Here is a 23503-nt window from a genome sequence, read left to right as displayed (position 1 = left end):
CAGTGCGAGCATGCGCCCGCCAGGAGGCAATCAATATGCATAAAGCAACGGAATTCCGACTTGAGGCCCATCCACTGATTCCGGAGGCCCTTGAGCGTCTTGAGGAGCTTGCAAACGATCTTTTCTACAGCTGGGACCACGGGGTTCGGAGTCTCTTCGCCCGCATCGACCTGCGGCTATGGCAAAAGGTTGAACATAACCCGAAGCTTTTTCTCAGGCGCGTTGCCCAGGACAGGCTTGATGAAGCGGCAGAGGAGCGGGCTTTTCTGGCCGAATACCGACGGGTGTTGAGCACCTACGATGCCTATCTGGAAGCGGGGCCAGGGCCGGAAGTAACTGAAAAGCTGGACCCGGAAACCGCCCTGGTGGCCTATTTCTGTGCCGAGTTCGGCTTTCACGAAAGTTTTCCCATCTATTCCGGCGGCCTTGGCATTCTGGCAGGGGATCATTGTAAGGCCGCAAGTGACCTGGCCCTGCCCTTCGTAGCCATCGGATTGCTGTATCAGCAGGGTTACTTCATTCAGAGCATCGACGCACAAGGGCAGCAAATCGCGCGATATCGCTCCCATTCAAGTGACGAGCTCCCTATCACGCCCGTGGAGAAAGACGGTGAAGTGCTGAAGGTGTCTGTGCCCTTCCCCGACCGGGATGTTGTCGCCCGGGTATGGGAGGCCCGTGTGGGCCATATCCGTTTGTACCTGCTTGACAGTAATACTGAGGAAAACAGCCCTGAAGACCGGGAATTGACGCTGCAGTTGTATGGCGGAGACGAGTCCACACGCATAAGCCAGGAAATGCTCCTCGGCATTGGAGGAACCCGGGTGCTGGAAGCTTTGAGGCTCTACCCGACAGCCTGGCACATCAACGAAGGCCATGCCGCATTCCAGATTATAGAACGTTGCCGGCAGGCCATGGCCGCGGGTTTGAGCTTCGAAGCCGCCCTTGAGGCGGTTGCCGGTGCAACCCTGTTTACAACCCACACACCGGTGGCGGCTGGCCACGATATCTTTTCCAGGGGCCTGGTCCAGGAAGCCCTGGGGCGCTATCTGGAGGAATCGGGCCTGGATTTCGAGAAAGTGTTCGCACTGGGTTCCAAAGACAATGGCGACACCTTCAACATGACAAGCCTTGGCCTGCGTGGTTCCCGCTTCCACAACGGCGTCAGCAGGATTCACGGAGGTGTGGCCTCTCGCATGGAGGGGGATATCTGGCCCCAGGTGCCGGCGGACGAGAATCCTCTTGGTTACATCACCAACGGGGTCCATGTGCCTACCTTTCTGGCGCCGGAATGGTCGAGCCTGTTTGATATCCAGGCCCCTACCTGGAAGAGCGAGCTCAGAAACCCGGTTTTCTGGGAGTTCATTGACCAGATTCCCGACTATCATTACTGGAGCGTTCACAAAGCACTCAAACAGCAGATGGGCGAATACGTCGTTCGCCAACTCAAACGCCAGCACAAGCGAAACGGTACCGGGCATTCCGTGACGGAGCGCATGACCCGCGAACTGATCTCCACGGACAAGGATACTCTGGTGATTGGTTTCGCACGGCGGTTCGCCACCTACAAGCGCGCTACCCTGATCTTTTCCGACCTTGACCGGCTGGAACAGATCATCACCAATGCGGATCGACCTGTGGTGCTGGTTTTCGCCGGCAAGGCACACCCGCAGGACAAACCTGGCCAGCAGCTGATCAAAGTCATCCATGAACTTTCCATGCATCCTTCTCTGATGGGGCATCTCATACTTCTGGAGGATTACGACCAGGCCATGGCCCGGCGGCTGCTCAGCGGCGTGGATGTCTGGCTGAACACGCCGGAGTACCCCAAAGAAGCCAGTGGTACTTCCGGAGAAAAAGCCGCCCTGAATGGCGCCCTGAACCTTAGCGTGCTCGATGGCTGGTGGGGTGAGGGTTACAATGGCAGGAATGGCTGGGCCATACCGCCCAGGGATACCGAGATGGATGCCGAATTCCGTAATCAGGAAGAGGCCCGCGACCTCCTGGATCTGCTGGAGTTCGAAGTGGTTCCGCTTTACTACGAGCGCGCCTCCCAGGGCTACTCCAAAGGCTGGGTAAAACGCTCCAAGGCGTCCATGAAAACGATTACGCCGCAGTTCAACAGCCAGCGCATGGTGATGGATTACGTTACCAATTACTACCAGACTGCCTCCAGCCAGGGCGCCCGGTTAACGGCGGATGGCGGCGAGATGGCCACCGCGCTTGCCGACTGGAAAGCGAGGATCAGGGAAGCCTGGCCGGGGGTAGAAATAAACGTTGTGGGGTGTGTGGGTAGCCGCTGTCCTCACGACGGTGCGGTGGAGCTGCGAGTGGAGGCATTGCTCAACGGCCTGAGTGCTGACGACGTACGCGTAGAGTGTCTGGTAAGCCCGGAATGTACAGGAACCCACAAGAACCCCGGCCCTCCGAGTTTCTTTCTTGAGAAGGAAAGCGAGGCCGACGGCAAAACCGTGTTTTCCACGCAGGTTCAGCCGTCATACCCCGGGCTTCAGACCCTCAGGCTCAGAATGTACCCTTACCATGATGCACTGACGCATCCCCTGGAGATGGGCGCCATGCTCTGGGTCTGAGTCCGGCCATAGCAAGGCTTTACAGAATGTGCTTGCGGATGAAGCTGCCGATGTCCTGTACTTCTTCGAGGCACACGCTGTGTTCCATAGGGAAAGTCTGGTACGAGGGCTCGAAGCCCAGTTCTTTCAGCTTCTCCACACTCAGTCGACCGAGAGATTCCGGCACCATCGGATCGTGGGTACCGTGGTAGATACGGATGGGGATACCGCGGTTGGCGTCGGATACCTCAACGGTTTTTGCCGTAGCAAAGTAGGTAGACAGCGCCAGGATACCACCCAGACGTTTGGGATAGCTCAGCCCAAGTTCGTAAGCAACGGCGCCACCCTGTGAGAATCCCGCTATCACAATGTTCTCGCTTTTTACGCCGCGTTCGATTTCGCGGTCCACCAGCCTGGCGACGGCATCGGCTGAAGCCACCAGCTGGTCGGTATCCACTACCCGGTCAATGTCCATTGCCTTGATGTCGTACCAGGCCGGCATGATCATGCCGCCATTAATGGTCACCGGCATGTTGGGCGCATGGGGAAAGATGAAACGCACCGCCGCATCTTCAGGCAGCCCCAGTTCTGGCACTACCGGCTCGAAATCGTGGCCACTGGCACCGAGGCCATGAAGCCAGATAACCGCTGCGGTCGGATTTGCTCTGGTTTCCAGTTCAATATATTCGAGTTCTTGCACAAAGTACCTCGGGTATCAGGAATGTTCTGTGGGTGAATGCGGTTTGCCATTGTGGGCCTCAAGCGCGGTCACCACAGGATTGGCGTACATATCCAGCAGGTAGGGTCGAATCGCCGGGTCACACGCATCCAGTCTTCGTTCCATTTCCGCTTCGGCCGCCTCGATCTCTGCCGCGGACCAGGCCTCTGCTGTAACCACTGCGTCGCTTACCGTGTCCCGCGTGGCATGGGAATCCGGGTGAATACCCCTTTGCTGATAAGCCACCAGGTTCGATGTGTGCAAGTGGTAGTTGGCGTGCATCTCGCGATCTATTCGAGCTGCAAGATCTTTCGGGTTATCTTCCGCATCGGCAATCGGCACCCCGAAATGCACGTGTACGTGGCCCTTGAAGCCGGTCAGACCTCTCATGATCTGCTCGGTATCCTCCCCCTCCTTCTTGATATATTCACCGGTGCGCGCACGGGTTTCCAGCTCACGGGCCTTGTCCACGTCACACGGGTCGTACTCATAGGCAATGGAAACGGGAACAATATGCAGCCGGTTCATGGCCTCCCCGAACGCCAGCCCACTCTTTTTCCTGCTCATGTAGAACATCTTGATAATTGCAGGGTCCGTAAAATCCAGACCGTCCTTGGCGCGGCCTTCCCGTTGTGCAATCCAGATGCTTTCGTTGTTATCAATGCTGTGATTAATAAATGAGGAAAGCATGATGTAGGCGTCCCGCATTTCCCGCGGGCTGGTCATGTTTCGGCGTACGACAAAGCTTTTATTGAGCCTCATCATTTCCGCGAAAACACGGTTAGCCAACAGGTTATCGCCTATGGCGATACGGGTGGTCTTGAAACCGTTGGCGAATAACAGGTAATTCACCACCATCGGGTCGAATACGATGTCCCGGTGGTTGGATATAAACAGATGAGCGCTGTGTTTGTTGAGATTCTCCAGTCCGCTATGGGTAACACGGGTCGTTGTGTGGTCCACCAGTTCCCCGACATACCCGGACAACCGGGCCTGGAGGTCGTCAATGCGGGTAATTCCGGCAAAGTGACTGATGAGCCAGCGCTTCACCCAAACCCTGAGCATGCCAGGTGCCCACTTCGACAGCGTCGGCGACTTGAAGCGGCCAATCATATCCAGAAATTCCGGGTCCCGGACCAGATTGTGGATGGCTGTTCCGGTTTCCTCGTCCGAATACGGACGGATGGCGTCAAATTCCTGCATGGAAGTCCTGTTTGTTGAGTGCAGAAAAAAGCCGCATTGTAGCCGTTTAAAGGTTTGTTTGTCTTCGCCGATTCCGTGACGTGATTCTGGTATCATTGCACGCCAGCCAGAACATCAGGTTTTTACAGTTCACCAATACCACCGGCCAAGTCATGGATTTTGCACAGCTAAGCACAGAGCGCCCCAGTGTTTCGGACCAGGACCCGGAAGAAGTCCTGCATCGCATATTCGGATACGAGACCTTCAGGCCTCTACAGGGGGACATTATCCGTGAGGTGGTCAATGGCGGCGATGCCCTGGTATTGATGCCCACCGGCGGCGGTAAGTCACTTTGTTACCAGGTGCCGGCTCTGGTGCGAACGGGAACGGCCATCGTGATTTCCCCTCTCATCGCCCTGATGCAGGATCAGGTGGCTGCCCTCAAAGAGCTGGGGGTCCGGGCGGCATTCCTGAACTCTACCATGGACTTCGAGCAGGCCAGGGACACCGAGAACGCTCTGATGACCGGAGAACTCGACCTGCTGTACTGCGCACCGGAAAGGCTGATCCAGCCCCGCACACTAGACTTGCTGCACCACGCGTCGATTTCCCTGTTTGCCATCGACGAGGCTCACTGTGTATCGCAGTGGGGACACGATTTCCGCTCTGACTATCTTGAACTGAGCCGGCTTGCGCACGAATTTCCCGGCATACCCCGTATTGCACTGACGGCCACCGCCGATGAGCGCACCCGCAAGGAAATCGCCGAACGACTGTCGCTGACTGAAGCCCGTCACTTTATCAGTGGGTTTGATCGCCCGAACATTCAGTATCGTATTGCCCCAAAAACTAACGCTAACAAGCAATTACTGGATTTTATTAAAGCAGAACATGACGGCGATTGTGGCATCGTTTACTGCCTGTCCCGGAACAAGGTAGACGCCACGGCGAAGATGCTCAGTGACAAAGGCTATACGGCTCTGCCCTACCACGCCGGCCTCAACTCCGGAGACCGGGCCCGACACCAGGAACGCTTTCTGCGCGAAGACGGGGTTATCATCGTGGCCACCATTGCCTTCGGTATGGGAATCGACAAACCAGACGTGCGATTTGTTGCCCATCTGGACCTTCCGAAAAGCCTGGAGGCTTACTATCAGGAAACCGGTCGCGCAGGCCGGGACGGCAAGCCGTCAACCGCCTGGATGGTCTACGGTCTGCAGGATGTGATCAAGCTGCGCCAAATGCTTGAGGGGTCGATGGGCAACGACCATTTCAAGCGCGTCGAACGCCAGAAGCTGGATGCCATGCTGGGGCTGTGCGAAGTGACCAGTTGCCGCCGCCAGGTACTTTTGCGGTATTTTGGCGATACCCTTGAGCAACCCTGCGGCAACTGTGATACCTGCCTCAACCCGCCGGAAACATGGGATGGCAAGCTTGCTGTCCAGAAAGCCCTGTCCTGCGTTTTCCGGACCGGTCAGCGGTTTGGCGTTACCTATCTGATAGACGTTCTGCGAGGCTCTGAGAACGAACGCATTCTCCAGTTCGGGCACCAGGCTGTGTCCACCTACGGCATCGGCACCGAATTGTCGGCCAATGACTGGAAGTCCGTGTTCCGGCAATTGGTGGCCAACGGCTACCTGAGGGCAGATCCGGAAGGCTACGGGGCGCTCCAGCTCACGGAGGAATGCCGGCCGTTGCTCAAGGGCGAAGTGCCTATTCAATTGCGCAAGGACCCGGTCATCAAGTCACCCGGAGGGCGCAGTTCCTCCGGCACTTCGGGGCGTCGCAAGATTGCCGATCAGATTACCGACAAGGCAGGATGGGAAGCATTGCGGGCCTGTCGCAAGGCGCTGGCAGAAGAAAAAGGCGTACCGCCCTATGTGATATTCCACGATGCCACTCTGTTCGAGATTCTGGAAAAACGCCCGAACAGCCTGGCGGAAATGGCCGAGATCAACGGCGTGGGTGCGGCAAAGCTGGAGAAATACGGAGAAACTTTCCTGGCCGCCCTGAGGGAGCTGGACGGCCTTTGATTCACTGCCTTACGGTGTCTTGAACCCTTTCTTGCGAACCCGGTACTGGGCAATAGACGTGGCTACGTGATTGCCGTCCTGGTCATACAGAGTGCCTTCCAGGGCAAACGCTGCCCGGCCGGTCTGGTCTGCTTCCGCCTTGATGGCTTTAACGGTCGCTTTATCCAGCGAAAATTCCACAAACACATCCGAATTGGCTGGCTGCAGGAATTGCAGGGTCATCTCTTTCAGAATCGGAGTATAAGCCGGGCCCAGGTCAAACAGGGTAAGCACACCACCGGGAATTTCAGCCACGAGGAAATACGCGCCCGCATAAAGGCTGCCAAAGTGATTCTTGTTACCCTTGAGGCGAATCTTCGCTTTCACGAAACCCGGTCTTACCTCTTCCACGCTGAAACCGTTTCGCGGTGCAAACGGAATTGACAACCCGATAATCCGGTTAACAGCTGCATAACCACTGGTCTTTCTCAGCCAGGCCAGTGGCCGGGTGATTCTCGCTTCGGGATCTGAGGAAGACACCCATTGCCCGGTTGCACCAATCAGGTTATCGATTAACGTCATGACTTTGCTCTCCTGAACGCATTATTTCCGGCAGGCCGGACTGACAGGCGTAGATATTTACAGGGCCGCCGGAACCATCGCAACTTTTTTTCTCGATTTCAGTTACCAATTCCTGTTGTGCCCGCAAAATTCACCTAAACTGCTCTGATGTCGCCGATTACGGCGGCCGGGAGAGAGTACGTGGATGCAGGAGATAGAGCTCCATGAAATCGGAGTGTAGGGGCTGGATGCTGGTGTGCCTGATAGTACTGTGCTCGGGCGCTGGTGCCGTATTGTCTTCAGAACGCCTTGCCGCCGGCCCGTCAAACGTCTCCCCTGAGAATGAGTACCGCCTGTGGTACCGGAACTACGACAGCCCGCCGATTCGCGCCCTGGTCGCACTTGCGTTCCAGAAAACCCCTGAATACGGCTCTTTTAACATTACCCGCAGCCCCGAAATGCCACAGGGGCGGGTTGTCCGTGAGCTGGAGCAGCAGGGGTCCACACTCGTTGATATTGCCAATGTGGCAACGTCGAATGACCGGGAGGACAACCTTCGCGCCATCCCCCTGCCGATTGATGGAGGGTTACTGGGGTTCAGGGTCTGTGTGGTAATGCAGGAATCGCTGCCGATGTTCGAAGGCATCAACAGTATTTCGGACTTGCAAGCCACCGGGATACGCATTGGCCAGGGTGCCCACTGGCCGGACACCGCCATTCTCGAGGCCAATGGGGTAACGGTGGTTACCCATTCGCGCTACGAAATTCTTTTCCGGATGCTGGAAAACCACCGCTTCGAGTGTTTCGCCCGGGGCGTCAGCGAAGTTCTTTTTGACCTGGAGCTGCAGAACAACATCGACCTTGTCATTGAGCCTGATCTCCTGATTGCATACCCCATGCCCTCCTACTTTTTTGTCAGCCGGCGTGACCATGAGACCGCCCAACGTTTGCAACTGGGTATGGAACGGGCAATCCATGACGGCAGTTTTGGCAGGTACCTGAATCATTTTTACGGCAGAGCGATGAAAGAACTGGCCCTGGAAAAACGAAAGGTCCTAGTCCTCAACAACCCCTACCTGACCGAGGAGTCCTGGGCCATCGGCCGCCACACGCTCAGCGATCTGCGGCGGCGGATCAATATCCTGTCGCCTTCGGACGAGACCGGATCAGACTTTGAACCTTGAAACGTTCTGACGCAGCGTTGTTCCGATCGACTCGATCTGCCCGCTGTACACGTCGTTCTCACTGGCTGCCTTCGCAGCCTCCTGGCCCTCATCCGCAATGCGGGTGATGGAGGAGTTCAGCTCTTCGGTGACCGAGGTCTGTTCCTCAGAGGCCGTAGCAATCTGCGAGGTCATCTGACTGATTGATGTGATCGCCTCTGCAATCCGGTTGAGTGCCTCCATGGCGTCCTGGGCTTTTTCCATGCTGACGTTGGAAACAGCAGTGGATGCTTTCATCACGTCAACCGCGTTGCTGGCACCACTCTGCAGGCGTTCAATCATGTTGTTGATTTCTTCGGTGCTGTCCTGGGTGCGGCGCGCCAGGTTGCGTACCTCGTCTGCTACTACGGCAAATCCACGGCCTGCATCCCCTGCCCTTGCTGCCTCGATTGCGGCATTCAGAGCCAGAAGATTCGTTTGTTCGGCAATCCCCTGAATCACCTCGAGTACCGAGGTAATGTCGGTGACGTCTTTGCCAAGTTTATCGATCACTTCAGCGGCCGCATTAATCTCCTTGGACAATTTCTGCACAGCATCCCTGGACGCGGCGACGGTTTCCAGCGAATTGCGGCTGTCTGAGTCGGCAGTATTGGCAGCATCCGCAGTCTGCTGGGCGCTTTGGGCAATCTCGCCGGCCGCCGCAGACATTTCGTTGATCGCAGTGGCCACCATATCAACTTCTGCCTGCTGCTTTTCAACACTGTTACGGCTGGTGCTGGCGGTCTCCCGCAGCGACGCTACGTTATCCCCCAGCTCTGCTGCGCCCTGCTGAACATCCCTGACAACATTCTGGATATTGCCGACAAAACTGTTGAATTCCCGTGCCAGTGTTCCGAATTCATCGTTGGCACTGTCATCCAGGCGCTTGGTCAGATCGGCTTCGCCACTGGCGATCGATGACATGGCACGATTCAGATTCCTGACCGGGGTCATCAGTACACGTATACCGAAGTGCAGCACAACCAGCGACACCAGCAAGCCGATAACGGCAATGACCAGCCCTGTCACCCGTGCCGCCTGTACCGGGGCATTGATCTTGTCGTCGTTGATAAAGGTGCCGAGATACCAGTCAACACCACGGGCACCAGAAATAGGGTGGAAACTGGCCGTCCAGCTGAGGTCATCTGACTCGTAGCGGTGGGTCTCGCCGCCAAGCTGCGGAGCTTCACCAAGCAGCTTGCTGATTTTCTTCCCTACCAGCGCCTGGTCCGGGTGGAAAAGCACGGTGCCGTCATCACTTATCAGTGCGGCATACCCGGTATCAGCAAGTGTAATGGCGGAAAGTGCCTGCTCTATGGTTTTAAGGGCAATGTCGCCGCCGATGACGCCCTCAAAGTCTCCGCGCTTTACCGGGGCCAAGGTGGAAATAATGATGCCACCGGTACTGACATCCGGGTAGGGTTCGGTAAACGAAGCGGTCCCGGTCTGTTTTGCCTGCTTGAACCAGGGACGGGTGCGCGGATCAAAATCAGCCGGAAGGTCGGCTTCCGAGGCGGCATCTTTCATCAGCATGTAGCCATCGTCACGCCCGACATACACATCAATAAAACCGCCTCCGGTTGTGGCTGCTGCCAGAATCACCCGGGCCTCTTCATCAGTCGTGACGGACTCAAGGGCTTTCGCGGTCGCCTCTGTCATCGTCAGCCGTGTATTGAGCCAATCCGCGATGCTGGACGTACTTTGTGCTACTGCGTCGTCAATCAGCGCATCCACATAGGTATCTGTGGTGCTCTGCAGCCTCAGGTTGCCGCTTATGGTAAATGCCCCCATAACCAGCACAAGCAGAATACCAAAGGCGATGAGCAACTTCTGGCCGAAACTCAGATTCATTTTCCGGATCCTTTCTGATTCATTTAACACACGGGGCGCAAGTCTGGCACGTCTGCGATCTGTGTTCTGTATAGGTTTGTTTTCGGCTTATGCGGCGAAGTCTTTAGCGTGATCTGATAAAATAGGGACTTTATGTAACGCATTCAGTCTGCGTCTTTTTTCTTCATCCAACCGGAGCCGCCGTCTATGGCCCACGAAGAACTGCATCTCAACCTTCGTAACCTCACTATTGATGACTACCCCCAGCTCCAGCAGCTGATGGACAGGGTTTACGACGATATCGGCGGTGCCTGGCCGGAAGAAACCATCAAGGCACTGGTTGAGCAGTTTCCGGATGGTCAGATATGCATCGAAGAATCCGGTGATCTGATCGCCATAGCCCTGACGGTCTGCGTCAAGTATGAGCGCTTCAGCAATCCCCACACCTACGATGATCTCATCCTGCGCAACGAGAAAATCTGGCATAACGCCAAGGGGGACTCGCTGTACGGGCTGGATGTGTTTATTCACCCTGATTATCGCGGTTACCGCCTCGGGCGCCGGCTTTATGAAGCCCGCAAGGAGCTGTGCCGCTCGATGAACCTGCGGGCTATTCTGGCGGGTGGCCGAATTCCGGGATACCACAAGTATTCCGACCAGTATTCCCCCGAAGAATACATTCAGCGGGTGGATCGCAAGGACATTTACGATCCGATCCTCAGTTTCCAGTTGTCCAACGACTTCCAGGTTACCCGCCTGATGCACAAATACCTGCCGGAAGACGAGAAGTCTCTCGGCTATGCCACCTTGCTGGAGTGGCGGAACATCCTTTACACCCCACCCTCGCCGGTGCTGAGTGTGAAGAAGACCCAGGTGCGCCTGGGTGCCGTGCAATGGCAAATGCGTGAATTCACGTCCGTGGACGAAGTGCTGGAGCAAGTCGAATATTTCGTGGATGCGCTGTCAGACTACAAAAGCGATTTTGCACTGTTTCCGGAGTTCTTCAACGCGCCGCTGATGGGACTGACCGACCAGATGGACCAGACTCGCGCCATCCGCTTCCTGGCCGGTTTTACCGAACAATTCCGCAATCAGATGTCGGAAATGGCCGTTAGCTACAACATCAACATCATTACCGGCTCCATGCCGCTGCTGGAAAACGACCGGGTTTACAATGTCTCCTACCTCTGCCACCGGGACGGGCGCGTGGATGAGCAACGCAAAATCCACATCACGCCCCATGAACGGCGAGACTGGGTAATCGAGGGCGGTGAAAAATTCCAGGTGTTCGAGACCGACGCCGGCCGGGTTGCCATCATGATCTGCTACGACATTGAGTTTCCGGAACTCGGGCGCCTGGCAGCCAGTGACGAAGTGGACATAATTATGGTGCCTTTCTGGACCGACACCAAAAACGGCTATCTGCGGGTTCGCCATTGCGCCCAGGCCCGCGCTATCGAAAACGAGTGTTACGTGGTGATAACTGGTAGCGTTGGTAACCTCCCAAAGGTGGAGAACCTGGACGTTCAGTATGCCCAGTCCTCGGTGTTCTCGCCGTCAGACTTTGCCTTCCCCCATGACGCTGTCATGGCGGAAACCACTCCGAACACGGAGATGATCATGTTCTCGGACATGGATCTTGAAAAACTCAAGCTGGTGCGTAACGAAGGGTCTGTTACCAACCTTAAGGACCGGCGCACGGATATCTATGCGCTCAATACGATACAAAAGGGCCAAAATAATACAGACAGTTGAAGAACTGTCTGAGAGCCCTATCGTATGACACTGAGTACGTTGCCAAACAGTCCGGTAGTGGCTATTGTTTAACCAAGCACCGTCAAACCGCTTTACCGGACCAAACCAGAGATCATTTGTAAATGAACGAAGCACTACCGGATCTTGTTGCACAGTTTCACGTCAAGCGTGGCCTGTTCCGCCGTGAACGGGTGGAGGCAGCCCTGTTTGAGCTGGACAACTATGGCTGTGTGATGAAAACCGACAAAGTGTTTAACCCGGGTGATACGGTTGTTCTGGACCTGATCATGGAAATGCCGTTTGATAACATCCGCGCCGATGGCATCTCCGGGCTCGTTACCGAACGTAGAAAGCACTGCAGCAACTTCTTCTACTCTATTGATTTCGTGGAAATTAATGACAATACATCCCCTGCCCTGGCAGACAAGCTCAAGCGCATACGGGATGTGGTAAGGAAGAAGCAGTTGCTGAAGTCCAGGCGTTCATCCGGGCCTTCCTCCGGCCTCCGGCAAATGGCCTGAAATCACACGCTCTTACCTAACAAACCGCACTGTAAGGAGACAATCCTCATGGCCAAGAAAGCCAAGAAGCAGAATGTTGATAAAGTTGTCAAAAAAGTGAACAAGGAATTTGAAAAGACGTCGGCGCAGATCGAAAAGTTGATCAACGACGCTCTCAAACAGTTTGACGGCCTCCAGAACCAGATTCAGGAGCCAGTACGCAAGCTGCTGAAAGAGCTGGATGAGCTTCGTGACCGGGAAATGAAGCGCTTCAGCGACGAGTACGAGCGCCGTCTGGGAGAGTTCCACGAACTTCAGAACAACATTCTGGACCGCCTTGGCATCGCCAGCAAGGAAGCCAAAGGGGAAGCGAAGAAAGCTGCAGATAAAGCCGCACAGAAAGCGCCCTCTTCGAAAGCAAAAGCTGCCCCGAAAAAAACCGCGTCCACCAAGACGACCACCAAAAAGTCCACTGCCAAGAAGCCGGCGACAGCGAAAAAGGCAGCCAAGCCTACGGCAGCTACAACTGCCAAAAGCCCGGCCTCTGCCACAAAACCTGCACCTAAAAAGGCGGCAGCCACGGCAAAGAAACCAGCTGCGCCAAAACGCACTCCAAAGCCGAAAGATAAGAGCGATCTGACACAGGTTAAAGGCATCGGCCCGGCAACTGCCCGCAAAATGAAGGAAGCAGGCATCACCTCGGTTGACCAGATTGCCAACCCCTCTGCAGAGGACCAGCAGAAACTGCAGGCGTTTTCAAATGTGAAGGGCTTCAGCACCTTCAGTGACGAGGCCAAGAAAGTCATTTGATGCAACAATCCGAACAGCCTGTATTACGGGACATCGTCCTGGTTGGCGGTGGGCACAGCCACGTCGGGGTTCTTAAGCGTTTTGCAATGAACCCCGTTCCCGGTGTCCGCCTTACCCTCATCTGCAGAGACACCCACACGCCCTACTCCGGTATGTTGCCTGGCTACGTGGCCGGGCATTATGCCTATGATGATGTCCATATCGACCTGAGCAAACTGGCGGAATTCGCTGGTGCCCGCTTCTACAGGGACGAAGCCATCGGCATTGACCGAAACCGCAAACGGGTCCATTGCCGGGCTCGGCCGGATGTACCTTACGACATTCTTTCGGTAAATATTGGCTCCTCGCCCCGCGTTCTCGACGTGGATGGCGCGCATGAGCATGCTGTACCGGTCAAACCTATTAATGGTTTCAACAGTCGCTGGCTGTCGTTGCTCTCGCGACTGGAAAACCATGAAGGGCCGATGTCGGTAGCCGTTGTTGGCGCCGGCGCGGGCGGTGTGGAACTGACCCTTGCGATGCAGTTCCGGCTCCGCAATGAACTCAAAATACGTGGCCATGACCCGGACCAGTTGCACTTCCACCTGTTTGATGCGGAAAGCCAGATACTGCCTACCCATAACGAAAAGGTGCGCGCGGTATTTGCCGACAAACTGGCAAGCCGCGGGGTGAAAGTTCACCTGGGGGCAGCGGTCTCGAAGGTCGAGGCAGGCCATCTGACCACTGAATCCGGTCAAACACACACCGTGGATGAGGTGCTGTGGGTAACCCGGGCCGGCGGCCCACAATGGCTGGATGAGACCGGGCTGGCTCTGGATGACGGCGGCTTTATCCGGGTAAAGGATACCCTGCAGACGGAAACCGACGACGACATTTTCGCCGTTGGCGATATCGCCAATGTAGTTAACCACCCCCGCGAGAAAGCCGGGGTGTTCGCCGTGCGGCAGGGCCGCCCTCTTGCAGATAACCTCAGGCGACACGCACTGGGTAAGACTGTCAAACCCTTCAGCCCCCAGAAAAAATGGCTGGCGCTGATCAGCACCGGCGACAAATTTGCCGTGGCGTCTCGCGGGGGCATGTCTTTTGCCGGCAAATGGGTGTGGCAGTGGAAAAACCACATTGATAAACGCTTCATGGCCAGGTTCAACGACCTGCCGGCCATGGAAGAGAGCGCTGCCCTGCCCGACACCGGTGCAGCGCAGAACGCAGAGGAAGCATCCCAGGCCATATCTGCCGTTGCCATGCGGTGTGGCGGATGCGGTGCCAAAGTGGGTAGCACGGTATTATCACGGGCCCTTGGCGAACTGCGCCCCATCGAGCGGGATGATATTCTGATCGGTCTGCATGCGCCGGATGACGCGGCAGTGCTTACGGTGCCCCCCGGCAAGGCGGTAGTTCATACTGTCGACTTCTTCCGCGCCTTTATTGATGACCCTTACGTGTTTGGCAAGGTTGCTGCCAACCATGCACTGGGTGATGTGTTTGCCATGGGGGCTGAAGCCCAGAGTGCTACGGCTGTGGCGACCGTACCCTATGGCATTGAGTCCAAGGTGGAAGACGTGGTTTACCAGATGATGTCCGGCGCCGTGGAAGTACTTAACGAAGCCGGCTGTGCTCTGGTCGGGGGCCACACCGGTGAAGGCCGCGAACTGGCGCTGGGCTTTGCTGTTAACGGCCTGATTAACCCTGATGAGGTTATGAGCAAGGGCGGCCTGCGGGCGGGAGATGTTCTGCTGCTGACCAAACCGATCGGCACCGGTACCCTGTTTGCCGCCCATGCCAGGCTGGAAGCGAAGGGCCGCTGGATTGATGCCGCGTTGGCCTCGATGGTGCAGTCCAATAAGGCGGCCGCTGAATGCCTACGCCGTTTTGGCTCCAGGGCCTGCACTGACGTCACCGGTTTTGGCCTGCTGGGACACCTGGTGGAAATGACCCGGCCATCGGGTGTGGATGCGGAGCTGGATCTGGGCTCGATTCCGATCCTGCCCGGCGCCGAGGAAACCGCAGCGGCCGGCATTCTCAGTTCGCTGCAGCCCGCGAATATTCGGCTGCGGCGGGGTATCCGCGATCAGGAGAAATGGGTGAAGCACCCTCGTTATCCGTTGATCTTCGATCCTCAGACTGCGGGCGGCTTGTTGGCCAGTGTGCCGGCTGACCAGGCTGAGGCCTGTGTGGATGAGCTCAAGGCCCTGGGTTATCCGCACACAGCAATTATTGGCCGGGTATTGGCCCAGGACGAGAGCGGCCCGATCGAGCCGATTACTCTCAGGGATTGAGCCGGGTACGCCCGGCCATTGCCTTGTCAATGGCGGCCAATAAAGCGGCCTGCTCTGATTCCGGGGTAAAGGAGCCAGCCAGTTCCGTCACTCGCTCCTCCAGCTCCAACAGAAATTCAGGGGAATGCTCCGCCTGCTGTAACAGTCTGGCCAGTTCGGTGTCATCACCGACAGGGAAATACCCCGGATAGTCCTCGCCCAGAAGACCGATATTGCCCGAGATATCAGAAGCAATAATGGGCAGGCCCGCACGGCAGGCTTCGGAGACAACATTGGCGCCGCCTTCCATGACCGAGCTGATCACCATGGCGCGGCAGCGATTCATCAGCTCATGGATGGCAGACTTGTCCACTTCGCCAAGCCACTGGAAGCGCGGATTGGATTGCTGCTCTGCCAGGGTTTCGTGTTCCCATTCCGCTGTATGGGCTCCGCCTGCATTAATGACGCGTATGGCGGAGGTTTTCAGCAGCCTGCGGGCTGCCCACGCGGCGCGAAGGGGGTCCTTCTCGTGGCGAAGATGACCAATAACGCAGATATCAAAGCCCTGTTTCGGTCCTGATACGTATCCGGGGCTCTCCGCTGACTGGAGCACCGTCATCAGCTTAGGGGTAAAACGTTCGGGAATGTCCTGGCAAACACGGTGATGTAGCCCTATCAGGCAATCAGCCAGCGCCATGGACTCAAGGGTGTCATCTGGAAAGCGATGTTGATGATCGTAGATATCGGTACCCGTGAGTACCACAATCAATGGCGTATCCGGATGTTCTTCGCGGAAACGCACCACCGCCTGGTGGCTTCTCCAGGCATGGAGTGCCATAAGCAGGTCGCATGGCTGACCATGGTACTCGGTCACAATGTTGACGCGATGCCCGGCCTGACCAAGTAACCGACCCCAACGCTCGGCGGTTGCCCGATTACCTGCTCTGGAGCCCGGAGGGGCGGGCGTAATCAGGGTAATATTCATGGACGAAGGGCTCCGGAAAATTTATTCATTTTTGATGGATATCCATAACCTGTTTAGCCGATGGAATCGTATAGATGTTCAGAGTTCAGGTAAATCACGTTATCCTGACCCGCTTTAAATCGCGCGCTCATGTTTCTTCTTCGGAACATTAATCACCGGAAAAAAGGAAAATTCAGATGGCCTTGAATTTTATACGGAAATTGGCACTGACCAGTTTGTTGTTTTTTACTGCCTCCACCACGGTATATGCCCAGACGTTCGTATTCACGGCAATCCCTGATGAAGATGAAACCAAGCTTGTAGAACGCTTTCGCGGAGTGGCTGACTACCTTTCTGAAGAGCTTGATGCGGATGTTCGTTATATCCCGGTGAAATCCTATGCCGCAGCGGTGTCGGCATTCCGCAATAATCAGGTTCAACTGGCCTGGTTTGGCGGCCTTTCCGGTGTTCAGGCGCGGTCCCTGGTTCCCGGCTCAGAAGCGATTGCCCAGGGCGAGGAAGACCAGGCATTTTTCAACTATTTCATCGCCCACAAGAGCACCGATCTAGAGCGCGCTGACACCCTGACGGACGATCTTCGGGGCAAGACCTTTACGTTCGGATCCAAGGGCTCAACATCAGGCCGCCTGATCCCCGAGTACCATATCCGCAACATCTTCGGCGAAGCGCCTGAGGATGTGTTTGAGCGGGTCGGCTTTAGCGGCAACCACACTCGCACCTTGAGGCTCGTGGAGTCTGGCACCTATGACGTAGGCGCTATCAACTACAAAGTGTGGGAAAAGGAACTGGAAGACGGCAACATCAACACCGACGATGTAAAAATCATCTGGAAAACCCCGGCCTACCCTAACTACCAGTGGAGCATTCGGGGAGATGTCGATCAAAATTACGGCGAAGGTTTTACAGACCGCGTACGTAAAGCCCTGCTGGCACTGGACGATCCCGAACTGCTTGAGAGCTTCCCACGTTCAGCTTTCGTTCCTGCTTCCAACTCGGACTATGAGCCAATTCGCAGCGTTGCCAAAGACATCGGAATCATCGATTAATGTCGGGATTTGACCTTACAGGCCTCACGGCCTCATTTGGGGGGGAGCGGGTCATTGGCCCGCTTTCGCTCAGTATCAGAGAGGGTGATCGAGTCGCCCTCGTCGGTCGCAGTGGTGCAGGCAAGTCAACGCTGATCAGCCTGATTCACCAGCAGGTAAAGGGGCAGTCGTCCCTGGTTCCGCAAAATCTGGGCCTGGTTAATGCACTGCCGGTTTTCCATAACGTTTACATGGGGCGCCTGGACGAACATGCCACCTGGTATAACACGCTCACGCTGATACGGCCTTTTGCGAAGGACACCCGTGACGTAAAAGCGTTGCTCGCGGAACTGGCGATGCCGGAAAAGATCTGGATTCCGGCAGCCTCTCTCTCTGGTGGTCAACGTCAGCGCATTGCCGTTGCCCGGGCGTTGTACAGGAACTCCGACCTGCTGTTAGCGGATGAGCCGATCTCTGCGCTGGATGGCCCTATGGCTCACCTGGTCATGAAACTGCTTAAGGAACGCTTCAGGACCAGTGTTATTGCACTTCACGACGTGGAGTTAGCGCTGGCGTATTGCACACGGATTGTCGGTATCCAGGACGGCCAGATCGCTCTGGACGAGCCCAGCGATAAGCTGACCCCGGCAGACATCATGCCGCTTTACTGAATCAGAACCCCAATTTATGCTGTCATCTCCAACCGTAAGAACCAGCCTGATTTTCACCGCCATTGCCGTGGTGAGTCTGGTTTTTGCGGACATTGCGGTTACCTCCGCCAACCCATGGAAAGACCTTGGTCGGTTTTTCCTAGGCATTATTACTCCGGATTTTTTCAGTACTGAAGGATTGGCCACCGCCCTGCTCCGAACGGTCGCGTTTGCGTTCGTGGGTGTGGCTCTGGGCAGCGTGGGTGGATTTCTGTTGGCATTGGCTTACCGCGCCTATCCGGTGCGGATTTTCTGCGCCTTTATAAGGGCCATCCATGAACTCTTCTGGGCCCTGATCTTCCTTCAGTTTTTTGGTTTCCACCCGCTGACGGGTGTATTGGCAATCGCTATTCCCTACGCCGGTATTTTTGCCAAGGTTTATTCCGAAATTCTGGAAGAAGCTGACCCCGAGCCGGGGCGCCTGCTGCCCCCGGGAACCGGCGTAATTTCTGCCTTTCTTTTCGCCCGAATCCCGGACTGTTGGGTGCAGATGCGCACCTATACAGCCTACCGCCTTGAATGTGGCCTCAGGTCCAGCGCTATTCTTGGCTTTGTTGGCCTGCCCACGCTCGGTTTTTATCTGGAATCCGCATTTTCCCAGGGGCACTACTCTGACGCCGGTGCCATGCTGATTCTGTTTTATGTGCTCATTGCCACACTGCCGCTATGGGTCAAGCCCAAACTGCTTCCGGTGTACATCCTTGGGGCTCCCTTTTTCCTCGGGGAGGGCATGCCAATTGTCTGGGGCAATGTAACCCGTTTCTTTACCCAGGATATTGTTCCCTCTCCCCTGAAAAACGAAGAAGGCTGGGCCGGTATGGGAAGCTGGCTGGGAGAACTTTTTGTCGATCAGGCCCTGCCGGGTATCTGGAATACCGTAATACTGACCCAGATAGCGCTGGTTGCCACAGGCATCATTGCCCTGCTTGCGTTCCCGTTGATATCCACCCATTTCGGCGGACCGGCAAGGCGTACAGGTGGCCACGTCTTCCTGGTTATCCTGCGCTCCACGCCGGAATACATCCTTGCCTACATTCTGCTGCAGTTGTGGGGGCCGTCCATGCTGCCAGCCGTGGTGGCGCTGGCGTTACATAATGGGGGCATTATCGGCCACCTGATCGGGCGTCAGTCGAGCTCCATTGCCCTGCGGCCAGACGCGCCATCAGGCCTTGACCGATACACCTACGAGCTTGTACCCCGTATCTACCGGTCATTTCTTGCGTTCCTGTTCTACCGATGGGAAATCATCATGCGGGAAACCGCCATACTGGGCATTCTGGGCATCTATACCCTTGGTTTCTATGTCGACAGTGCTATCCAGAACATCCAGTTCGACAAGGCCATGGTGCTTATCCTGATTACCGCCTCGCTTAATATCGGTGTGGATATTCTTGGTCGGTTTATTCGAAGGAAGCTTGCCCTGCAAACCATGCCCACCTGCTAGCCGTGCCCAATGATTACCACGTCACAGTTCCGTAGTTTTCGGGCCTGATTGGTCCCGTTCCCTTCGTCTCCTGAGATACATTTGGTTACAATCGTGATCGCTGATGTAACAATCACTCTCAGATAATCCGGAACGCTTATGACAACCAGCATCGTTTTACTGATCGAACTCGGGCTCATTGCTCTGTTGTTGCTGCTTGCCTTCCGAATGCTGACCCTGGTTCGCAATGATCCCTTCATACCAGCAACGTCCACCGTTTATGCAGAGCTTGCGACACAAGTTCCCGCCCCGCAGCCCGTCAGCCCTCGGGTGGTCGGGTCTGGCCGCGGCTCTGCCAGTCATGGAGTGGATAAATGTGAGCTGATTACCCGTTTGCACATACTGCTGAGCATTCAGGAACGGGATTGCCGGGAGCAAGGCCTGGAGCTCGATACTGCTCCCCACGCCGTGAAGGAATACGTTGCTGCCTGGCTGTATGGCGCGGCGTGTTCACTGTGTGACAAGTCACAACGTCACTCGGGCTCTCTGGTCAGTCTGGTGAGTCAGTTTACCAGCCGCAAAACCGGCCTTCGACAGCCTGAAGCCGTACAGGCACTGTCAACACTGACTGGCAGTGCTACCTTGCTGGCCTGTTTCCGTTACGGTGTGGAAGGCGCGGAGTACTGGAGTGAACATCGCCACGTGCCAAAGGCCTGCAGCCTTTACGACGCCATTACCTCGAACGCGTTTATCTGAACCGGGGCCGGTTCAGGTGCGGGTTGCCGGCTCAGCCAGAGCCCAGTCTGTTCCAAGCTCCCGGGGTTCAGCAGATTCCGGGGCATCAGCCGGCGCGCCGGTAATAGCCGGCCTGGAAAAGCTGCCATCCTCCAGTCGCTGCATACTGTCTACATCCACCGATCGTACGATGTAGCTCTTGCCATCAGACTCGACCCTGGAGCGATGGGTTAAACCAAAAATAAAACGACAATAATCCAGCTTCAACTGAAGCAGATCCTGTTCCGCTTTCTGGATTTTCCTGAGCAGAACCTTTTGTACACTATCGCCATAATCCATATGTGCTTCCCTGGACAATTGTTGCAATTCCGTGATTTTACACAATCCTGATCTGCTGTCATCCCGTCGTCAGGCCCGGCCCTCGGCCTCGAAGGTGAGTGTCACAGGCATATCGAGTTTTTTATCAATGCCCGTTTGCAAGTCGATTCTCCAGGTCATCTCCGGGTCGGTCGTGCAGAACGGCGCAGTAAAACGAGCTTCCCAGAGTTCGCCGCTGCCATCCGCGGCTACCCCGGCCCTGATCATCGGTACGGGATATTCCCCCAGGTACATGGATTCGCCACGCAGGACAGCCAGCAGGCTCTTCGGGGCCATGTTGGTTTTTACCGACAGCCTGTATTCGGCACCTTCCTCCTGAACACCCTCTTTTACCAGATGAGCGTCCCAATGACTGCCCTGTTGTGTCCACCGGCACGTATCATAGAGCACGTCACAATTTTCAATGCTCTTATCAGTCCGGCTTTCAGCATCCAACATGAGCCAGCGGGGGCCAAACACGCCAAGAACTACGACACATAAAATGGCAATCAAGGCCACAAACGCTCTCACCACAACCACCCCTCCAAAGTTAATGAGGCATTATGGGGATTATTGCTGCCAAGGCAAAGCTTTCTATATCAGTACCGGTCATGAGAAAATACCGCGCTTTGATTCATCACCAACAGGATAAGCCCGTGCAACCGGATATCTCCGTAAAGCACCTCAACAAAGTCTATGCTGATGGTTTCACTGCCCTCAAGGACATCAACCTCGATATTGAACCGGGTGAAATCTTTGCACTCCTGGGCCCTAATGGCGCCGGCAAAACCACACTGATCAGTATTATCTGCGGCATTGTGAACCTCTCCGACGGGGAGGTAAAAGCGGCGGGATACGATATCGTCAAGGATTATCGCAAGGCCCGGGAAAGCATCGGCCTGGTTCCCCAGGAACTCAATACGGATTCGTTCGAAACCGTCTGGGACGCCGTCTCGTTCAGCCGGGGACTGTTTGGCAAGGCTCCGGCACCGGCCCACATCGAGAAGGTATTGAAGGATCTGTCGCTGTGGGACAAGCGAAATAACCGCATCATGTCCTTGTCTGGTGGCATGAAGCGCCGTGTGATGATCGCCAAGGCGCTGTCCCACGAGCCACGCATCCTGTTCCTGGACGAGCCAACCGCTGGCGTCGACGTAGAGCTGCGTCGCGATATGTGGGAAATGGTCCGTAAGCTCAGGGAAGACGGCGTCACCATTATACTCACCACCCACTACATCGAAGAAGCCGAGGAAATGGCTGATCGCATTGGTGTTATCCGCCACGGTGAAATCATTCTTGTAGAGGACAAAACGCAGTTGATGACCAAGCTTGGCAAGAAGGAGCTGCGCCTGCACCTGCAGAACCCGCTTGCAGAAATGCCGGGAGAGCTGATCCTCGAACCGGTGGAGCTGTCGGAGGACGGCTATGAGCTCATCTACACGTTTGACTCCCAGCAGGAACAGGCCGGGGTGGCCAAATTACTTCGAACACTGGGCGAGCTAGGCATCGAGTTTCGCGATATCCAGACCAGGGAAAGCTCCCTGGAAGAGATTTTTGTGGGCCTGGTCAACAAATAATGCGGGAGTGATGCAATGAACCTGTACGGTGTCCGTGCAATCTACAAATTTGAAATGGCCCGCATGCGCCGCACCCTGATGCAGAGTGTGGCCTCGCCGGTTATATCCACGTCGCTGTATTTCGTGGTTTTTGGCTCTGCCATTGGCAGTCGCATGGGTGATATCAACAATATCAGCTACGGGGCGTTCATCATTCCCGGGCTGGTGATGCTGTCCCTGCTGATGCAGAGCATCTCCAACGCCTCTTTCGGCATCTACATGCCTAAATTCTCCGGCACCATCTACGAACTGCTGTCTGCGCCCGTGTCCTACCTGGAGGTGGTGCTCGGCTATGTGGGGGCTGCTGCCACCAAGTCGGTGATACTGGGTGTGATCATCCTGATTACCGCCAGGCTGTTCGTGGATTACGACGTGCTGCACCCATTCTGGATGTTCGCCTTCCTGGTGCTGACTGCCATCACCTTCAGCCTGTTCGGTTTCATTATCGGTATCTGGGCCGACGGGTTCGAAAAACTCCAGATTGTACCGCTGATGATTGTCACGCCCCTGGTCTTCCTGGGCGGCACTTTCTACTCCATCGATATGCTGCCGGAAGTATGGCAGACCATCAGTCTGTTCAACCCCGTGGTGTACCTGATCAGTGGTTTCCGTTGGGCGTTCTACGGCGTGTCTGACGTGCACGTGGGTATCAGCGTGGGCATGACCCTGTTGTTCCTCACCGGCTGCATGGTTGCCGTGTGGTGGATTTTCAAAACCGGCTACCGGTTACGTTCCTGATGACCAGACGGAAGCCGGCGCGCAGTGCGAGGAGCATCTTACCGTTTTCGGCTCTGCTCACGCTGATGGCTCCGCTGTTCTCCGGTTGTCTCTCAGCACTTCCGGACAATGACGCCTTGCCGGTGAAACAGGCGTGCCTGATATCTGCCACACTGGCGATTCCCATTACCCTGGAAATCGCCAGAAGCTCAGAGGAACGTAGCCGTGGGCTGATGGAAAGAACGGAGCTGGCAGCCGATGGGGGCATGCTGTTCGTATATAGCAACCAGCGGCGTGCAGATCATGGATTCTGGATGTATCGAACACTGATACCGCTGGATATCGCCTATATGGACCGCAACGGCGTTATCGGTGCCATACACCAGATGGCTCCCTGCCCTTCGGATCAGGGCAGAGATTGCCCCACTTATCCAGCCGGGGTGCCGTTTTATCTGGCCCTTGAAATGAACCATGGCTACTTTGAAAGCCGTGGCATCGAAGCAGGAGACCGGCTTTCGCTGGAGCCATCAGACTGTCGCTAGG

General features: G+C 55.9%; 21 protein-coding genes. 14 read left to right on the top strand and 7 right to left on the bottom strand.

The window, feature by feature from the left end; all coding sequences use genetic code 11:
* Positions 1 to 35: 35 nt before the first annotated feature.
* Positions 36 to 2588, top strand: a complete 2553-nt coding sequence (glgP, locus tag FO268_RS10895; protein ID WP_191966944.1) for an alpha-glucan family phosphorylase — start codon at positions 36 to 38, stop codon at positions 2586 to 2588.
* Positions 2589 to 2607: 19 nt separating this feature from the next.
* Here the strand turns inward: glgP and FO268_RS10890 are convergent, their stop codons facing one another.
* Together FO268_RS10890 and FO268_RS10885 are read right to left on the bottom strand one after the other, a co-directional pair.
* Positions 2608 to 3267: an alpha/beta hydrolase gene (locus tag FO268_RS10890; RefSeq protein ID WP_150992824.1), complete on the bottom strand. Its 660-nt coding sequence runs from the start codon at positions 3265 to 3267 to the stop codon at positions 2608 to 2610.
* Positions 3268 to 3282: 15 nt separating this feature from the next.
* The gene (locus FO268_RS10885; RefSeq protein WP_150992822.1) at positions 3283 to 4488 is read right to left on the bottom strand and encodes a 1-acyl-sn-glycerol-3-phosphate acyltransferase; all 1206 of its coding nucleotides are present in this window, start codon (positions 4486 to 4488) and stop codon (positions 3283 to 3285) included.
* A 152-nt stretch (positions 4489 to 4640) separates the two neighbouring features.
* Between FO268_RS10885 and recQ the strand changes: the two genes are divergently transcribed.
* Positions 4641 to 6500 (top strand): DNA helicase RecQ, encoded by a 1860-nt coding sequence (gene recQ, locus FO268_RS10880; RefSeq protein WP_150992820.1) that lies wholly within the window; start codon positions 4641 to 4643, stop codon positions 6498 to 6500.
* A gap of 9 nt (positions 6501 to 6509) precedes the next feature.
* On the opposite strand, the gene FO268_RS10875 is transcribed toward recQ, so the two are convergent.
* Entirely contained in the window at positions 6510 to 7061 is a 552-nt protein-coding gene (locus tag FO268_RS10875) for a PaaI family thioesterase (protein ID WP_150992818.1), read from the bottom strand.
* 203 nt (positions 7062 to 7264) lie between these two features.
* Between FO268_RS10875 and FO268_RS10870 the strand changes: the two genes are divergently transcribed.
* Positions 7265 to 8224 (top strand): hypothetical protein, encoded by a 960-nt coding sequence (locus tag FO268_RS10870; RefSeq protein ID WP_150992816.1) that lies wholly within the window; start codon positions 7265 to 7267, stop codon positions 8222 to 8224.
* Here the strand turns inward: FO268_RS10870 and FO268_RS10865 are convergent.
* Positions 8207 to 10093, bottom strand: a complete 1887-nt coding sequence (locus tag FO268_RS10865; protein ID WP_150992814.1) for a methyl-accepting chemotaxis protein — start codon at positions 10091 to 10093, stop codon at positions 8207 to 8209. The genes FO268_RS10870 and FO268_RS10865 overlap by 18 nt on opposite strands.
* 186 nt (positions 10094 to 10279) lie before the next feature.
* On the opposite strand from FO268_RS10865, the gene FO268_RS10860 reads away from it, so the two are divergent.
* The 4 genes from FO268_RS10860 (at position 10280) to selD (ending at position 15413) form a co-directional block, all read left to right on the top strand.
* Positions 10280 to 11827 (top strand): bifunctional GNAT family N-acetyltransferase/carbon-nitrogen hydrolase family protein, encoded by a 1548-nt coding sequence (locus FO268_RS10860; RefSeq protein WP_150992812.1) that lies wholly within the window; start codon positions 10280 to 10282, stop codon positions 11825 to 11827.
* 122 nt (positions 11828 to 11949) lie between these two features.
* A complete protein-coding gene (locus FO268_RS10855) occupies positions 11950 to 12348 on the top strand; it encodes a hypothetical protein (protein ID WP_150992810.1) in 399 nt (132 codons plus the stop codon).
* 48 nt (positions 12349 to 12396) lie between these two features.
* Entirely contained in the window at positions 12397 to 13137 is a 741-nt protein-coding gene (locus FO268_RS10850) for a helix-hairpin-helix domain-containing protein (protein ID WP_150992808.1), read from the top strand.
* Complete coding sequence (gene selD, locus FO268_RS10845) at positions 13137 to 15413, top strand: selenide, water dikinase SelD (RefSeq protein ID WP_150992806.1); 2277 nt, start codon at positions 13137 to 13139, stop codon at positions 15411 to 15413. Before FO268_RS10850 ends, selD begins: the two co-directional genes overlap by 1 nt.
* On the opposite strand, the gene senB is transcribed toward selD, so the two are convergent.
* On the bottom strand, positions 15403 to 16377 hold the full coding sequence (gene senB / locus FO268_RS10840) for a selenoneine biosynthesis selenosugar synthase SenB (RefSeq protein ID WP_150992804.1): 975 nt from the start codon (positions 16375 to 16377) through the stop codon (positions 15403 to 15405). The two genes, selD and senB, sit on opposite strands and share 11 nt — an antisense overlap.
* A gap of 176 nt (positions 16378 to 16553) precedes the next feature.
* Here senB and FO268_RS10835 point away from each other — a divergent pair, with 176 nt between their 5' ends.
* From FO268_RS10835 to FO268_RS10820, 4 genes are all read left to right on the top strand, one after another.
* Positions 16554 to 17423, top strand: coding sequence for a putative selenate ABC transporter substrate-binding protein (locus tag FO268_RS10835; RefSeq protein ID WP_150992802.1), 870 nt, complete (start codon positions 16554 to 16556; stop codon positions 17421 to 17423).
* Positions 17423 to 18073, top strand: a complete 651-nt coding sequence (locus FO268_RS10830; protein ID WP_150992800.1) for an ATP-binding cassette domain-containing protein — start codon at positions 17423 to 17425, stop codon at positions 18071 to 18073. Before FO268_RS10835 ends, FO268_RS10830 begins: the two co-directional genes overlap by 1 nt.
* Before the next feature lie 16 nt (positions 18074 to 18089).
* Positions 18090 to 19556 carry a PhnE/PtxC family ABC transporter permease gene (locus FO268_RS10825; RefSeq protein ID WP_150992798.1) on the top strand — a complete coding sequence of 489 codons (1467 nt, stop codon included), beginning with the start codon at positions 18090 to 18092 and terminating at the stop codon, positions 19554 to 19556.
* A gap of 138 nt (positions 19557 to 19694) precedes the next feature.
* Entirely contained in the window at positions 19695 to 20291 is a 597-nt protein-coding gene (locus tag FO268_RS10820; RefSeq protein WP_150992796.1) for a hypothetical protein, read from the top strand.
* Positions 20292 to 20303: 12 nt separating this feature from the next.
* On the opposite strand, the gene FO268_RS10815 is transcribed toward FO268_RS10820, so the two are convergent.
* Positions 20304 to 20609, bottom strand: coding sequence for a hypothetical protein (locus tag FO268_RS10815; protein ID WP_150992794.1), 306 nt, complete (start codon positions 20607 to 20609; stop codon positions 20304 to 20306).
* Positions 20610 to 20678: 69 nt separating this feature from the next.
* Complete coding sequence (locus FO268_RS10810; protein ID WP_150992793.1) at positions 20679 to 21161, bottom strand: hypothetical protein; 483 nt, start codon at positions 21159 to 21161, stop codon at positions 20679 to 20681.
* Between the two features lie 122 nt (positions 21162 to 21283).
* Here FO268_RS10810 and FO268_RS10805 point away from each other — a divergent pair, with 122 nt between their 5' ends.
* The 3 genes from FO268_RS10805 to FO268_RS10795 are packed head-to-tail and all read left to right on the top strand — an operon-like array spanning position 21284 to position 23502.
* Positions 21284 to 22204, top strand: a complete 921-nt coding sequence (locus FO268_RS10805) for an ABC transporter ATP-binding protein (protein ID WP_150992791.1) — start codon at positions 21284 to 21286, stop codon at positions 22202 to 22204.
* A 15-nt stretch (positions 22205 to 22219) separates the two neighbouring features.
* Positions 22220 to 22981: an ABC transporter permease gene (locus FO268_RS10800; protein ID WP_150992789.1), complete on the top strand. Its 762-nt coding sequence runs from the start codon at positions 22220 to 22222 to the stop codon at positions 22979 to 22981.
* Positions 22981 to 23502 carry a DUF192 domain-containing protein gene (locus FO268_RS10795; RefSeq protein ID WP_150992787.1) on the top strand — a complete coding sequence of 174 codons (522 nt, stop codon included), beginning with the start codon at positions 22981 to 22983 and terminating at the stop codon, positions 23500 to 23502. Before FO268_RS10800 ends, FO268_RS10795 begins: the two co-directional genes overlap by 1 nt.
* The last annotated feature ends 1 nt before the right edge of the window (position 23503 follow it).

The organism is Marinobacter denitrificans (assembly GCF_008795955.1).
In the GTDB taxonomy this organism is placed as follows: domain Bacteria; phylum Pseudomonadota; class Gammaproteobacteria; order Pseudomonadales; family Oleiphilaceae; genus Marinobacter; species Marinobacter denitrificans.
Note: the sequence above shows the minus strand (reverse complement) of the source record. Positions and strands in the feature narration are given on the sequence as shown.

What these genes read in the sequence shown, in the direction of transcription:
- glgP (WP_191966944.1), top strand. Translation starts at nt 36, where the DNA reads ATGCATAAAGCAACGGAATTCCGACTTGAGGCCCATCCACTGATTCCG.
- FO268_RS10885 (WP_150992822.1), bottom strand. Translation starts at nt 4,488, where the DNA reads ATGCAGGAATTTGACGCCATCCGTCCGTATTCGGACGAGGAAACCGGA.
- recQ (WP_150992820.1), top strand. Translation starts at nt 4,641, where the DNA reads ATGGATTTTGCACAGCTAAGCACAGAGCGCCCCAGTGTTTCGGACCAG.
- FO268_RS10875 (WP_150992818.1), bottom strand. Translation starts at nt 7,061, where the DNA reads ATGACGTTAATCGATAACCTGATTGGTGCAACCGGGCAATGGGTGTCT.
- FO268_RS10870 (WP_150992816.1), top strand. Translation starts at nt 7,265, where the DNA reads ATGAAATCGGAGTGTAGGGGCTGGATGCTGGTGTGCCTGATAGTACTG.
- FO268_RS10865 (WP_150992814.1), bottom strand. Translation starts at nt 10,093, where the DNA reads ATGAATCTGAGTTTCGGCCAGAAGTTGCTCATCGCCTTTGGTATTCTG.
- FO268_RS10860 (WP_150992812.1), top strand. Translation starts at nt 10,280, where the DNA reads ATGGCCCACGAAGAACTGCATCTCAACCTTCGTAACCTCACTATTGAT.
- FO268_RS10855 (WP_150992810.1), top strand. Translation starts at nt 11,950, where the DNA reads ATGAACGAAGCACTACCGGATCTTGTTGCACAGTTTCACGTCAAGCGT.
- FO268_RS10850 (WP_150992808.1), top strand. Translation starts at nt 12,397, where the DNA reads ATGGCCAAGAAAGCCAAGAAGCAGAATGTTGATAAAGTTGTCAAAAAA.
- selD (WP_150992806.1), top strand. Translation starts at nt 13,137, where the DNA reads ATGCAACAATCCGAACAGCCTGTATTACGGGACATCGTCCTGGTTGGC.
- senB (WP_150992804.1), bottom strand. Translation starts at nt 16,377, where the DNA reads ATGAATATTACCCTGATTACGCCCGCCCCTCCGGGCTCCAGAGCAGGT.
- FO268_RS10835 (WP_150992802.1), top strand. Translation starts at nt 16,554, where the DNA reads ATGGCCTTGAATTTTATACGGAAATTGGCACTGACCAGTTTGTTGTTT.
- FO268_RS10830 (WP_150992800.1), top strand. Translation starts at nt 17,423, where the DNA reads ATGTCGGGATTTGACCTTACAGGCCTCACGGCCTCATTTGGGGGGGAG.
- FO268_RS10825 (WP_150992798.1), top strand. Translation starts at nt 18,090, where the DNA reads ATGCTGTCATCTCCAACCGTAAGAACCAGCCTGATTTTCACCGCCATT.
- FO268_RS10820 (WP_150992796.1), top strand. Translation starts at nt 19,695, where the DNA reads ATGACAACCAGCATCGTTTTACTGATCGAACTCGGGCTCATTGCTCTG.
- FO268_RS10815 (WP_150992794.1), bottom strand. Translation starts at nt 20,609, where the DNA reads ATGGATTATGGCGATAGTGTACAAAAGGTTCTGCTCAGGAAAATCCAG.
- FO268_RS10800 (WP_150992789.1), top strand. Translation starts at nt 22,220, where the DNA reads ATGAACCTGTACGGTGTCCGTGCAATCTACAAATTTGAAATGGCCCGC.
- FO268_RS10795 (WP_150992787.1), top strand. Translation starts at nt 22,981, where the DNA reads ATGACCAGACGGAAGCCGGCGCGCAGTGCGAGGAGCATCTTACCGTTT.